Origin of the sequence: Janthinobacterium sp. SUN137 (genome assembly GCF_030587265.1) — a bacterium.
Classification (GTDB): domain Bacteria; phylum Pseudomonadota; class Gammaproteobacteria; order Burkholderiales; family Burkholderiaceae_D; genus Janthinobacterium; species Janthinobacterium kumbetense.
This window is the reverse complement of record NZ_JAPWHZ010000002.1, coordinates 601190-613973: the sequence shown is the minus strand read 5'-3', so window position 1 is coordinate 613973 and position 12784 is coordinate 601190. Positions and strand designations below refer to the sequence as shown.

Below are 12784 nucleotides of genomic sequence, written 5' to 3'. Positions count from 1 at the left end.
GCCATGCAACCCATCCCCTTTCTGCTGACGTTGGCACTCGCCGCCGTCCAGGCTGCGGTCCAGGCCGCGCCAGACGGCAAGAGCGTCGCCGACAGCTATTTCTCGGGCAAGGACCTGGTACTGACCAGGCAGGAAAAAGACGCGATCGCCATCGCGCAGCGCTGGCGCACCGGCAGCGGCACGGGCATGCAGCCCGTCCCGGGGGACGACGGCGCAATCCGCTTCCTGTTTGGCGCGCAGCAACCCGGCATCGTGTGCGCCGTGCTGCAGGTATGCGATATCGAGCTGCAGGCGGGTGAACAGGTCAACTCCATCCACCTCGGCGACACTGCGCGCTGGACCGTGGAACCCGCCATCACGGGCAGCGGCCCCGCCGAAGTCCAGCACCTCATTATCAAGCCGCTCGACGTGGGGCTGGAAACTTCGCTGATCGTCACCACCAGCAGGCGCACCTACCACTTCCGCCTGCGCTCGCACCGCAGCGAGTTCATGCCGCGCATCGCCTTCACCTATGTCGAAGATGCGGCCGCGAAATGGGACGCCATCAAGACCCGTGATACCAGGGAGAAGCAGGAGCGCACCATCGCGCAGACCGGTGAGTATCTGGGCGACCTCAGTTTCGCCTATGCCGTGACGGGGTCCGCCCCCTGGAAGCCCGTGCGCGTGTACAACAACGGCAGCAAGACCATCATCCAGATGCCGCAAGCGATGGTGCAGACGGAAGCGCCCACCCTGCTGGTGGTGCGCAGGGACGGCGGCCTATTCAGCGAAGATGAAACGGCCATGGTGAACTACCGGCTGCAGGGTGACCGCTACATCGTCGACACGGTGTTCGACAAGGCAATCCTGATAGCCGGCGCCGGCCGAACGCAGGACAAGATCACAATCACGCGGGAGAAATAGCATGCACGCCCTGATGCTTGGACGCCTGATTTTTACACACCTCCTCCTGGCCTGCCTTGCGGGCTGCGCCGCAAACCGCATGGCTGACGCGCCCGCCTACGGCAACCTGCTGGCCGCGCCGGTGCCAGCGCAGGAAAACGGCATCGCCGCTGATGCTGCCATGCGGCTTATCGCTAGCTATCCGCCTGCCCGCACGCGCTTTGCGCTGCAGCATGCGGCGCAGGACGGCTTCGGCAGGGAACTGCTGGAACGGCTGCGGTCGCATGGCTACGCCATCGGTGAATTCAACAGCCAGACGCCGCCCGCCGTACCGCCGCTGCCATCGGCAGCCAGCGCCACCGCGCTGCGCTACGTGCTGGACATGGCTACCGAGCCGGACCTGGTCCGCCTGACCCTGTATGCGGGAAGCGAGTCGCTGACGCGCGCCTACCTGCTGCAAGGCGGTGCGGCCCGCCCGGCCAGCGCATGGATTCGCAGGGAGGCTGCGCCATGAGCGGCGATGAAGACATGTCGCCGGACGCTTCGCCCGGCAGCGTCCGCAGGAAATCCGGCGTGCGCAGGGTCAACAACCTGCCCGTCTACCTGGTTGGCGGCGCCATGGGCATCTTCCTGCTGGTGATGGCCCTGGTAGCCTGGGACCGCTCGGCGCAGCAAAACCGCCCGGCGGACCAGCTGGAAGCCAAGGCAGGCAGCACCAGCATGTTCGCCAGCGAGATCGCGGGCAGCGAAAAGGACGGTTTCGTCGCGCCAGCAAAGGCAGCGGCCCCGCCAATGCCAGAGATCCCCCCGCCCGGCGCCATCATCGTGGCGCGCCCCGATGAACTCGAAGCTCCGCCGCGGCCGCCCGGCGGCGCGCTGCCGCTGGAAGAGCAGCGCGGCATGGAAGAACGCGAACGCAGCCGCATGGACAAGCTGCGCCAGCTCGACGAAGCGGTCCGCTCGCGCACCACGGTGCAGGCCATCGCCCCGCGCAGTGCAGGCTCCGCGCCTGGCGGCGTCCCGCTCAGCCGCGAAGACGCCCTGACGCAAATGGCGGCGCTGCAGCAGCAGGCCGATGCGCAGGGCCGCGACAACCCTGCCGCCGCCTACCTGGCCCGGCTGCAGCAGTTGCAGACGGCAAGCCTGGGAGATACTGCGGCCAGACCCGTGCCGCCAGTTGAACCGGCGGCGGGCGGCAAGGACTACCGCCAGTTCGACGTACAGGGCCAGGGCGACCGCTGGCGTCTCGACTCCCGCGCGGAAGCGCCCCGCTCGCCGTACGAGCTGCGCGCCGGCTTCATCGTCCCGGCCGTGCTCATTTCCGGCGTCAATTCCGACCTGCCGGGCCAGATCGTCGCCCAGGTCAGCCAGGACGTATTCGACACTGCAACGGGCAAATGGCGGCTGATCCCGCAGGGTTCGCGCCTGGTGGGCCAGTACTCCAGCGACATCGCCTATGGCCAGTCGCGCGTGCTGGTCGCGTGGCAGCGCATAGTATTCCCCGATGGCAAGGCCATGGACATCGGCAGCATGCCTGGTGCGGACAGCGCCGGCTATGCGGGCTTCCGCGACCAGGTCAACAACCATTACTTCCGCCTGTTTTCCTTGGCCTTCCTGATGTCGGGCATCACGGCGGGCATCGCCATGAGCCAGCCGCAGACACTCAGCCTGGGCACGCGCCAGAGCGCCAGCAGCGCCATGAGCGAGGCGCTGGGGCAGCAGCTTGGGCAGGTGACGGCCCAGCTGATCGCCCGGAACATGAACATCGCGCCGACGCTGGAGATCCGGCCCGGCTACCGCTTCAACGTGATAGTCACCAAGGACCTGACCTTTTCCCGCCCCTACAAGGCATTCGACTACTGACGGCAAGGAGCAGCAATCATGGACAAATCTTTAGCGGCTAAAATCATGGCGGGCATGGTGCTCTGCATTCCGATTGCCGTGCAGCCGGCCCGTGCGGGGCTGCCGGTCATCGATGCCAGCAACCTGTCGCAGAACAGCGTGAGCGCCCTGGAAAACGTGGCGCATACGCTCAAGCAGATCCAGCAGTACCGCACGCAGCTGCAGCAGTACCAGAACATGCTGCAAAATACCGCCGCGCCGCCCGCCTTTATCTGGGACCAGGCCAGCCAGACGATGAACCTGCTGCGGCGCGAAATCGATACCCTCGGCTACTACAAGAGCAGCCTGGGCAGCATTGACGCCTATCTGCGCAAGTACCGCAGCGCCAGCGACTACCGCGGATCGCCGTGCTTCTCGGTGCGCGGCTGCACGCAGGCGGAGTGGAATGCGATGAGCGACGCCCAGCGCCTCGGCTCGGACGCACAAAAACGTTCAACCGACGCCCTCTTCCGTGGGCTGGACCGCCAGCAGGACGCCATGGAGGCCGACGCGCGCCAGTTGATGAAACTGCAGGCGGCGGCGCAAGGCGCCAGTGGCCAGATGCAGGCCATCGGCTATGCCAACCAGCTGGCCAGCCAGCAGGCCACGCAGTTGCTGCAGATACGCGGCCTGCTGATTTCCCAGCAAAACGTCATCGCTACGCGCTACCAGAGCCTGGCCGACCGCGAGGCAATGCAGCGCGCATCGGATGAAGTGGTGCTCAGCAACACCTATCGTCCCAGCCCCGCGCGCGGCTGGTAGGGAGGCAGCCATGCGCAAGTCAATCATACTGTTCGCCGTGTTGGTTCAGCTCCTGGCCTGCACGCCTGGCGATCCTGCGGATTCCCTGCCGCCCGTAACGGCAGAGAACTGCGAGCCCGAGGCGATCGCGAAGATCAAGGACCGGAAGGACCGCAACCAGTTCGAAGACCTATGCGTACGGCGCTACAGCTTCCGCCCCAGTCCGTCACGTGGATGGTGAGGTGCATGATGAAAACTGCCGGTGCCACCAGAACACCCGCGCCCACGGCCTTACTACGGGGGCTTCTCATACTATGCCTGGTACTCGCTCCCCTCGCCGCACGGGCCGAAATCGACAGTACAGGGGTGCTGGATAACGTTCTGGCACGCTACTCTGCGATTGCCGCCACCTGGTCGGCGACAATCACGACCCACGCCACACGCCTGTTCTGGACCCTGGCCACCATCAGCATGGTGTGGACATTCGGCATGATGGCCCTGCGCAAGGCAGATATTGGCGAGTTCTTCGCCGAATTCGCCCGCTTCACTATTTTCACTGGCTTCTACTGGTGGCTGCTGCGCAATGGACCTGCCTTTGCAACCTCCATCATGGATTCAATGCGCGTGATCGCAGCAAACGCAAATGGTTCTAGCACCATCCTTTCCCCATCAGGAATCGTCGATATCGGCTTTGATATTTTTGCCATGGTACTTTCAAAGTCAACCGTCTGGTCGCCGTTCAGCAGCGCAGTTGGCGTGGCTATCAGCCTGATTACCCTGATTGTTCTGGCGCTAATCGGCGTGAACATGCTGCTGCTCCTGATCAGCGGATGGATACTGGCGTATGCAGGCATCTTCTTTCTCGGCTTTGGTGGTTCGCGCTGGACCTCGGACATGGCCATCAACTATTACAAAACGGTACTTAGCATCGGAGCACAGCTTTTCACCATGGTGCTACTCGTCGGCATCGGAAAGTCGTTCATGGATGAGTTCTACACCAACATCAGTGCCGCCTATAAGATGAAAGAACTTGCCGTCATCATGGTCGTGGCCATCATTCTGCTCGCCCTGGTCAACAAGGTTCCTTCGCTAATAGGCGGTCTGGCAATGGGCGGTGGCACCGGCGCGCTTGGCAGCGGCTTCGGTGCAGGAACGGCACTGGGTGCAGCCGCCATGGCCGCGACGGCGGCAGCAACCGCCGGTGCCGCGGCTGTCGCAGGTACGGCGAACATCGCCGGCGGAGTTCAGGCGCTGATGGCAGCCGTCTCCAAGGCAAATGCTGCAGAAAGCGCAGGAAGCGGTACCCGCGACTTCATGGCCTCGGCCGGAGGAGGCGGCAGCGGAACCGGACCCGATCCAGGCACCGGCAGCGGTGCGCTCGCTGCAGCCATGGGCGACACCGCGCAGGCGGCAAGCAGCAGTGCCGACGTTGGAAGTGGTAGCGCAGAAACACAGCCAGCAGGCAGCGCACCACAGCAATCGCAGCCTCCCGCCTCACCCGCCAATCAGCAAAGTGCAAACGGACCAGCCAACGCTGGCAGCGAAGGCAAAACGGGCCAACGTGCAGCAAAAACGGCGCCCGGAATGGGTAGCCCGGCCGCCGCAGCGGCACTGGCAGCGAAAACGGGCAGGATTGCGGCAGGTGCAGCAGGCAATCTGGCGCAGGGAACCTGGGATGTCGGCAAGGCAAAGGTCAGGCAAGGTCTTGCGGCGGCCGGTGGCCGCGTCGGCAAAACCATCGGCGGCCAGATTGCTGCCGCCATCAAGTCCCGAGATCAAGTTGGAGCGCCGGATACCGGCGCATCAGCGATAGACGACGGCAGCCTCTCCGCAGGAGACAGCTCTTCCGCAGATCCAACTGGGGAGGTGGCGGCATTCCGCGACCGCAAGCCCGAATAGCTCCTCACGCCCCAACGGAACAAAGGAGAAACAGCATGCTCGACCTCCCTCCCCTGCAGCAGGAACGCATCGTGTGCTCGATCACGGCCGCCATCAAATACCAGGTGCCCGCCAATATTATGCTGGCGATTGCAGAGAAGGAAGGTGGCAGGCCAGGAATGCTTGTAGCCAACAAAAATGGCACCTACGACATCGGTCCGATGCAATTCAATTCTGCCTATTTACTTGAGCTACGGCAATATGGAATCACTCCCGCAGATGTCGCAATGAAAGGCTGCTATCCGTATGATCTAGCCGCTTGGCGCCTGAGGCAGCACTTGCTGCACGATAAAGGAAATATGTGGGTAAGGGCGGCCCACTACCATTCGAAAACACAAAACCACAACTCACAGTACCAAGAAGATCTCATCAAAAAAGCAGAAAAGTGGGCATACTGGCTGCAGTGCAACTTCTTTATCCACAAAAATCGATTAATCACTGGGCGGTAATCAATTTTTCTCCAAATGCTAAGCCACCCGAACCTGTCGCCATAGAATAAGTCATTCGGACGCTGCGAAAGGATCGCAATTTGTCTCAGAAAGTCCAGGCGGATACCCGAAGGTAAACTTTTGCTTAATCGATATGATCAGGCCTGGGCAAAACAAACCAGCGTAGTTAACTTTGGAAAACCTTGCGACTAAACTGTGCTGACAGTGGGATGTATTGCTGCAGAGGCCGGAATGTAGGACCTGTGGCAGATGAGTAAGAAGAATAGTAACCATGCGCCATCATCCCACGCCTTTCGGTAGGTTCAACGCCTGTTTGGTGCGGTCTCGCGCAAACTTAACCTCATCAGGAAAGAACACCGTTTCACTTCCCAACTTACCGTCCGGGACCACCACATTGAGATGCTGGCCAAGATTGTCTGCCGAGATGTGGTCAGCCTCCTTGGCAGGCTTTTGCAAGTCCAGCGTCAGGTCGCTTAGTATTTTCCGGTATAACACGTTGCGCACCTGGCGCCTGTCTAACGTCCCATCCAAATAGGGAAACTGCACAGCCAAGCGCGGCAAAGGTGATGTCGACACGGCATACGCCAAAAGCCGGCGCGACAGCAGCCCACCCAGGCGGTCCACTCGCCCAATCCGCTGCTCTAGGTCGCCCGCCGTCCACGCGATGCCGTAATGGACCACCGCATCACAGAACAGGTGCAGGTCAACGCCCTGCTTCAGCACGTCGGTGCAAACCATGATGTTCGGAAAACATGGGAATTTGAACTGTTGTACCGCATGCTTGTTATCTAGCCTACCTGAGCGCCCTGTCACCGGCTCCATCTGCTGAAAAGCCAGCTTGATGCGGTTGTCATAGATATCCATCCAGCCCTGTTCCACTTTATCACTGTCACGCAGGCACTTGTCGACAATCAGGTTGAAGTGCATCACCCAGTTGCGTATCGTGTCGCGCTGGCGGCGCACAACTGCGGCGATATGCGGGTAGCCGGACGCTTCCCCATTTTGCAATAGCCACAGAAGTCGCTCTGGCAATTCATCATGGACGCGCTGGGCCGACTTGTCGTAGAAGTGCATGATGTACAGGTCTACCAAAAAATCGCTTTCACGCATACTGCGCAAAATGCAAAGCTGCAGGCATGCCAGCCGATAGGCTTGGTCCGATTCGCCTAACGTGCAGCCGGCTAGCCAGGGCTGTGCCTTGAGCAGTTGCTCCAGCTCCGAGGTACTAAATACGGCTTGGAGCAACTCGCGCCAGCGCAGGTGATTAGCCTCGGCCGTTCGGTTGCCGGCCTCACCCACCGGCTTGAGCAGGAATCCACGCATTGGCCCGCTGCGCTGTTCTTCTTCCTTGCGCAACAAGTAGGTACGAAAGCGCGCCAATGGTGGCAAGGCACGGCTCTCGCCCGTGGTCTGCTGCCGCCGTGCGACAAAAAACGGTAACTCTTCACCCTGCCGATAGTGGCTGCTCTGGGCACCTTCCGCCTCCATCTCCAACAGATCGTTATCGGATGCCCCTGACGCATGCCGGTCTTCCGGTATCGCGGTCCAGAAACCATCACGCGCCCAAAGAGAACCCGCGCCCTGCGCGCGCAGCCACCGGCGCCATTCGATGACACGCGCATCAATGTCTCGTTGAAAGCGCGAGTGCAGCATGTCGCGTATTTCTTCAACCGAGTCCAGCCTGCGCACAAACACCAGCGTCTTATCGGTACGGCCATGGGCCAGGCTGCGCTCATACAGCGCATCAACTACGTGTAACAGCTTGGCATGCGGCAGGCTGTCCCTGGTGTCCATGGCGCGCTGGAAGCCAAGGTTCAGCCGGTCGATTGCGTTACGGTCGCACGCATGCCCCCCCTCGCTCTCATGGCGGCCATCTTGGACCGGCTCAAGGTCGAGCTGTTCATCTGCTGCTGTGGCGGTCTGCCTGCACTTCCGCTGTAAGGAAACAGATGCTGATTCGAAAGATACCAGCGCACCGTTCTTCACCTGGCCAGGGCGTCCCTGCAGTGCGGCCACAATGCGCTTTTGCACCAGCGCCATCGTCAACGACAGAAACGGATCACTCGCCGCTGCAATCGGCCGCTCCTGGTAATGCCGGTATGAGCGCTTGCCATGACGGTTACCGGCGCCATCGAGGTACGCTCTAGGGCGCCGGATCATCATGCCGCTCAAGACCTGAACCACGTCTTCCCGTTTCAAGCGTGCCGTCACTCTGCTGCAGCGATTCTTCGCACTGCAGCTTTGGCACTGGCTGGGATACGGTAGCTCCTTCTTACTGAGATCCTGACTGCACAAATAGTAGTCCAGGGATGCCAGGTCTCCGACGCCGGAGTGCAGCGGGGTCGCACTCATGAACAGCCATTGCTTTGCGCGTTGGCGAAAGATATCGCCGATACGTCGGTTGCGTTCATTGTCCAGCCGACGCAGGTATTGCGCCTCGTCGCAAACCAGCAGGTCCACCCCACCGTCCCGATCCAGCAAGTCACCCAGGCGCCGACAAAACTGTTCGGCCAGAACGTGCGACATCTCCGCGCCCCATCCTTCCTGCTGAAGCGCCCATTGCCCCGCCAACTGCCGCTCCCGCTTGTCCAGGTCATCCACCACTAAATTGAAGCATTTTGCGTAGGACTCCAGCATCGCCTTCGGCGACTTTCCGCCTTTGGCGTAGGGCCAGCTGAACGAGGAATAACGCAGAACATGGATTGCGGGCTCCTTAGAAGAAGACAATGCACAGGCCAGGCTCGCCAAGTTCTCATGCCGAAGGAACGGCATGGGGTTCCGGCCAGCAGGCTTCAGCGCGCAGCCCTTCAGCCTGTAGCAGGCACGCAGGAAAAATGACCACTCGCTGCACCATTGGCCCTGCATCTCTTTATCCGAGCACAGGATTACCACGCGCGAACTCGGTCTTTGCAGGAATTGGGTGGCGATCACGCCCATCGCCTGCCGTGTCTTGCCGGTTCCGACTTCATCCCCCAGGTACGCAAAACCGCGTTTGCGCAGCAATCCCCACAGGCCGGCCACCGCTTCGGATTGCAATGTGGCCTGTTTGCTCAGCCGCGCCTTGCCTTCACCGTCAAAGTCGACATACTCCTGGACGGTGGCACCATTCATTTCTTTGGGTAATACGTTAGCCTTCGCCATTCGCATTCCTTTCCGCCATAGCACTGTCAAACCAGTCAAGGAACTTGGCAGCGGCATCGCCGGCGTCATTGCGGTCACGCAGCACGCCGGGGCCGCGCAATAATTTCTCTATCTCCGGTCGCAGGTCAGCCAGATCAGCGGCGAGGTGACGGTAATCGGCATCGTCGGGCGCCAGGAACCCGGAGGCGGCCAGTCCGTCCCACGCGCACTGCAATTCGGCCAATTGCACAAAACGGCCAATCTGTTCTTGCGCACTTTGCGCAGGCTGGACATGAATTGCGCGGTAAAGGCGGACCAGCCAACGATGCGCCGTTTGCTGCTTTTTCTCGGCGCTGAAGGATTGCTGCAGGTTCCAACTAGCCTGGAACAACGCATAGAAATCGAAATCCGGCTCAGCCCCGGTCTCCTCACCATCCCCGTCCAGCACCGTGCGCGCTTGGCGGCGGGTACGCTGCTGTGGATCGTCGGAGGGGTCCACTGCGCACAACTGCGCCAACAGGTCTTTCAGGACTGGCGGCTGCTCGTACCCCAGCTGGTCATCGTGGGCATTGACCTGGATAACCAGTCCACGGAGGTTTTGTGGCTGGTTGCTGTCGTTGCGGTACGTTATGCTAAAGGAACGCACCGGCTGAACCAGGCGCTGCTCAGTGGGGCGCAAATGGTGAAGACCGGCGGTCAGCGACGACAACGGCACAGTGATGCCCGCTACCATCAGCTCGGGCTGACGCACTGTGCACCCGTCCGGTACGAAAATCTGGCCGCCAAACGCGCCTGCTTTCCAATCGTAGTGCAACACAGCATCAAATGGAGGTAACGGTGGGGCGTTTTCTTCCTCATCATCTGGCTGTGCTGCAAGTTTGTCTGGGCTGATCGCTTGTAAAGCAGCCGACCAGCCCATGGGTTCATAGCGCAAGATCGCCTCAATATTGGACAGTGATGGCACCGCGTTGTCGCATAGTGCTGCATGCGTGAAGTTGGCGGAGCCAATGTACAGGACGCCATCGTTTCCCTCGTTTCCAAGCCAGATGCACTTAGCGTGGCTGAAGGGTGGCTCGCCAGGCAGGATAGCGAACGCGCTGCGCTCCCGCTGCGCCAGCGACAAGGTGTTTATCGGAAAGCGAACGTCGCCCCCAAACTCGGTGGGTACGAAAGTGCAATACTCCACCGGCAGTTGCGACATCAAACTCCCAGCATTACTCCAATATGGAGACACAACGATGGCATTACGCCAACGATTGCCGCTCCTGACAACGTCCATCAGGGACCTCGCCTCTGCCGTGCTGAAGACTTCTGCCGGCAAGGCGAGGTGCAGCGATGGCGCGCCGACGGTGCTGCCAGCCAGCCGGTTCCGGTTACCCAGCGCCTTCTGCAGCGCCACCAACGTCGAGTCCACCTGTCCTTCTTCTTCACCGCGCTCGGCCGGCAAGAGCTGCCACACTTGCTCTCGCAGCCATTGCAATAAGGGCTTCAATGCGTCGGCATGCTGGCCGTTGACGCGCGTGGCGGCGACCACTTCTCGATTGATCCCCCATCCGGATAGGGTCAGGTTGCCACTCGCGACCGACAGCCATAAGCCTTGGCCGCCAGTGCGCAGTACGCCTGATATGAGCATGATCTTGGGGTGGAAGCGGCCATGTCGCAGCCTAACCGGCAGCAAGCCATATCGCAAATCGCCTTTCGGTTCCGGATTGGCAGAGCGGTCACAGGCTACCACGCAGCGTACTTTCTTCAGCCGTTGGTTCATCTCCTGACGAATGGCGTCGCCCCCCTGAAATTCCTCCAAGTCCTCGCCCAACAGCAAAGGGATGACATTGGCTTCGAAAAAGCGTGACGAAAAAGTGAAGCTGGTGAACAGCACGTGCATCTCGCGCTGCGGGTCGAATTGCTGGACAATGTGCTGGAGAGTTGCGCGCATCAGCGGCGCCGGCTTCTTCACGCCGCATCCTTAAACAACTGGCGATGCATTATAGCTGCGGTCCCTAGATAGTAGTCGTTCATCCATGGCGAACCGGAAGCCAGCCGGGCACGCGCGGCCGCCACGCTGCGGTCGCTGCCGCTCAATACCTGCACGACATCGCCCTCCAGTACGAGCATTGGATCGCGGCGACGCTCCCCCATGGACTTGCAATGGTAGTTAGCCAGCGATTCAATAAAGGCTTCCAGGCACGCTTCCGGTGTCGGGCCACCATCCACCAGCTTCCGTGCCAAGTCCTGCATGCGCTCAAGGCGCGGCCAGCTAGTCTCGTCGCCCAACAGCAGGAATGCCCGCGCCCTCGACTGCATGGCCGGGTACAGATCGCACAACTGGTATGACAGCGTCCGCCAGTTGCCGCCGGGAGATGCGCGGAGCAGGTCGAACACATCCTGCAGTATCAGCAAGAACGGTTCGCAGCGCGCAATGTCGCCAAGGCGCGCTTGCAACTGCGGTGATTTCAGGCGCTGGATACGGGTACCCAATTCTTCCTTCTTAGATTGTCTGCCAAATTGGGCGGCCAGTGCGATGTGCGTTGCATCGCCCAACAGATTGTCACCCAGGAACGTCAGCAGGAAGTCAGGGGCAAAGGTCGCTTCGAAGGCGCGGAACAAACCTGGGCGGCTAGCGAACAACTGCCGAGGTGACAGTTTCGACACGCGCTTCCCGAGGTATTCCTGCAGGGCAGCCACCAGCGATGCTACCGTTTGCCCGCGCCAGATCGCCGCCAGTGCGGCGTGGATTGTATCGCTTGCCTCCCCAGGCTCGAGGAACTTGGCGCGCATGCAAGTGCCTCGGTAATACTGGAACAGTCCATTGGCGACCATTCCGGTGTGTGCCGCATGTATCTCGAATGCTCCCGGCTCGCCAAACGACTGGCCGCCAAAACAAACCCTGCCCTTATTTTCGTGCAGCCACCACTCGACTAGCCCTTCCATCAAACGGTAGAAGCCACGCAGCTGCTCACTCTTTTGCAGCATTGGGACGACAGCCTTGTGCTCGAGCAGCCACTGGATTAGCAACACGGCACGCACACCGTCCAGCTGCCGCACGGAGGTAGCTAGAAAGGGGACGATTTCGCGTCCGTAAGCGCTCCAAACGGGTAGCATGCCGAGAGGATCGCGCGTTGCAATGCTACGACTCAATACTGGGTCAGCAATGGTCAGGTAAGGTAATAGTTGGTCAGGGGAAGCACGCATGCATGGTCCGCGTAGGATAATTGCCAATTATAAACAATTATTTATATAATAAAACCTCCAGCCTCTATTTTCTGACATCGCGTGCGGCACCATCCTCCACCCCAGAGCACAAGTCCATATTTGGGCGAGTGCTTCCCGTGTCGATATCGGTGAACTAAATAGGAGCCCATGATGGCCTCGCCCCAAGTTATATGGTTAAGCTCTTTTGGATAATGAATCACGGGGTGTAGGGGTAGCGTTATTCTCTCCGCTCAGCAGGGAGTGGGAGCGATAACCTGATCAGTGTTTCCTTAGTTATCCCGTAGCCTGGTGATTGGGATCTCGGACCTCTCGTACATCAGATCCATGCTCCACTCTCCGCACAAAATACGCACATGGTCCGTCCCCTCCGACAAAAACAGCAAGAAGAAACCAATCCTTTTCGCCATTTGGCTTGCATGGCTGCCATGCTGACAATGCCCACATAGCATCGCCGCGCAGGAACTGACTGTATATATCCAACGCCTCGGCGTCATCTTCCATCCACACCTGCATTACTTCTAGGCGTTGCTCTTGCAGCCAGTTTTGCCACCGTTCGACAT

General features: G+C 60.4%; 10 protein-coding genes. 7 read left to right on the top strand and 3 right to left on the bottom strand.

The window, feature by feature from the left end:
• Window positions 1-3: 3 nt before the first annotated feature.
• The 7 genes from trbG (at window position 4) to O3298_RS10905 (ending at window position 5891) form a co-directional block, all read left to right on the top strand.
• Complete coding sequence (gene trbG / locus O3298_RS10935; protein ID WP_305059335.1) at window positions 4-903, top strand: P-type conjugative transfer protein TrbG; 900 nt, start codon at window positions 4-6, stop codon at window positions 901-903.
• 79 nt (window positions 904-982) lie between these two features.
• Entirely contained in the window at window positions 983-1396 is a 414-nt protein-coding gene (locus tag O3298_RS10930) for a conjugal transfer protein TrbH (protein ID WP_305059334.1), read from the top strand.
• Window positions 1393-2745, top strand: coding sequence for a TrbI/VirB10 family protein (locus O3298_RS10925; protein WP_305059333.1), 1353 nt, complete (start codon window positions 1393-1395; stop codon window positions 2743-2745). Before O3298_RS10930 ends, O3298_RS10925 begins: the two co-directional genes overlap by 4 nt.
• A 15-nt stretch (window positions 2746-2760) precedes the next feature.
• Window positions 2761-3525, top strand: coding sequence for a P-type conjugative transfer protein TrbJ (trbJ, locus tag O3298_RS10920; protein ID WP_369811584.1), 765 nt, complete (start codon window positions 2761-2763; stop codon window positions 3523-3525).
• Between the two features lie 10 nt (window positions 3526-3535).
• Entirely contained in the window at window positions 3536-3745 is a 210-nt protein-coding gene (gene trbK, locus O3298_RS10915) for an entry exclusion lipoprotein TrbK (RefSeq protein WP_305059331.1), read from the top strand.
• A gap of 5 nt (window positions 3746-3750) precedes the next feature.
• Window positions 3751-5403, top strand: coding sequence for a P-type conjugative transfer protein TrbL (trbL, locus tag O3298_RS10910; protein WP_305059330.1), 1653 nt, complete (start codon window positions 3751-3753; stop codon window positions 5401-5403).
• A gap of 35 nt (window positions 5404-5438) precedes the next feature.
• Complete coding sequence (locus O3298_RS10905) at window positions 5439-5891, top strand: conjugal transfer protein TrbN (RefSeq protein WP_305059329.1); 453 nt, start codon at window positions 5439-5441, stop codon at window positions 5889-5891.
• 279 nt (window positions 5892-6170) lie between these two features.
• Here O3298_RS10905 and O3298_RS10900 read toward each other — a convergent pair whose 3' ends face one another.
• From O3298_RS10900 to O3298_RS10890, 3 genes are read right to left on the bottom strand one after another with little or no spacing between them, the layout of a single operon-like run.
• On the bottom strand, window positions 6171-9032 hold the full coding sequence (locus tag O3298_RS10900; protein WP_305059328.1) for a DEAD/DEAH box helicase: 2862 nt from the start codon (window positions 9030-9032) through the stop codon (window positions 6171-6173).
• Window positions 9019-10968: a hypothetical protein gene (locus O3298_RS10895; RefSeq protein ID WP_305059327.1), complete on the bottom strand. Its 1950-nt coding sequence runs from the start codon at window positions 10966-10968 to the stop codon at window positions 9019-9021. The genes O3298_RS10900 and O3298_RS10895 overlap by 14 nt, the downstream gene beginning before the upstream one ends.
• Window positions 10965-12203, bottom strand: coding sequence for a hypothetical protein (locus O3298_RS10890; protein ID WP_305059326.1), 1239 nt, complete (start codon window positions 12201-12203; stop codon window positions 10965-10967). The genes O3298_RS10895 and O3298_RS10890 overlap by 4 nt, the downstream gene beginning before the upstream one ends.
• Window positions 12204-12784 lie beyond the last annotated feature (581 nt).

Coding starts and splice junctions, on each gene's coding strand:
- trbG (WP_305059335.1), top strand. CDS start 4: ATGCAACCCATCCCCTTTCTGCTGACGTTGGCACTCGCCGCCGTCCAG.
- O3298_RS10905 (WP_305059329.1), top strand. CDS start 5,439: ATGCTCGACCTCCCTCCCCTGCAGCAGGAACGCATCGTGTGCTCGATC.
- O3298_RS10900 (WP_305059328.1), bottom strand. CDS start 9,032: ATGGCGAAGGCTAACGTATTACCCAAAGAAATGAATGGTGCCACCGTC.
- O3298_RS10890 (WP_305059326.1), bottom strand. CDS start 12,203: ATGCGTGCTTCCCCTGACCAACTATTACCTTACCTGACCATTGCTGAC.
- O3298_RS10925 (WP_305059333.1), top strand. CDS start 1,393: ATGAGCGGCGATGAAGACATGTCGCCGGACGCTTCGCCCGGCAGCGTC.
- trbL (WP_305059330.1), top strand. CDS start 3,751: ATGATGAAAACTGCCGGTGCCACCAGAACACCCGCGCCCACGGCCTTA.
- O3298_RS10930 (WP_305059334.1), top strand. CDS start 983: ATGGCTGACGCGCCCGCCTACGGCAACCTGCTGGCCGCGCCGGTGCCA.
- trbK (WP_305059331.1), top strand. CDS start 3,536: ATGCGCAAGTCAATCATACTGTTCGCCGTGTTGGTTCAGCTCCTGGCC.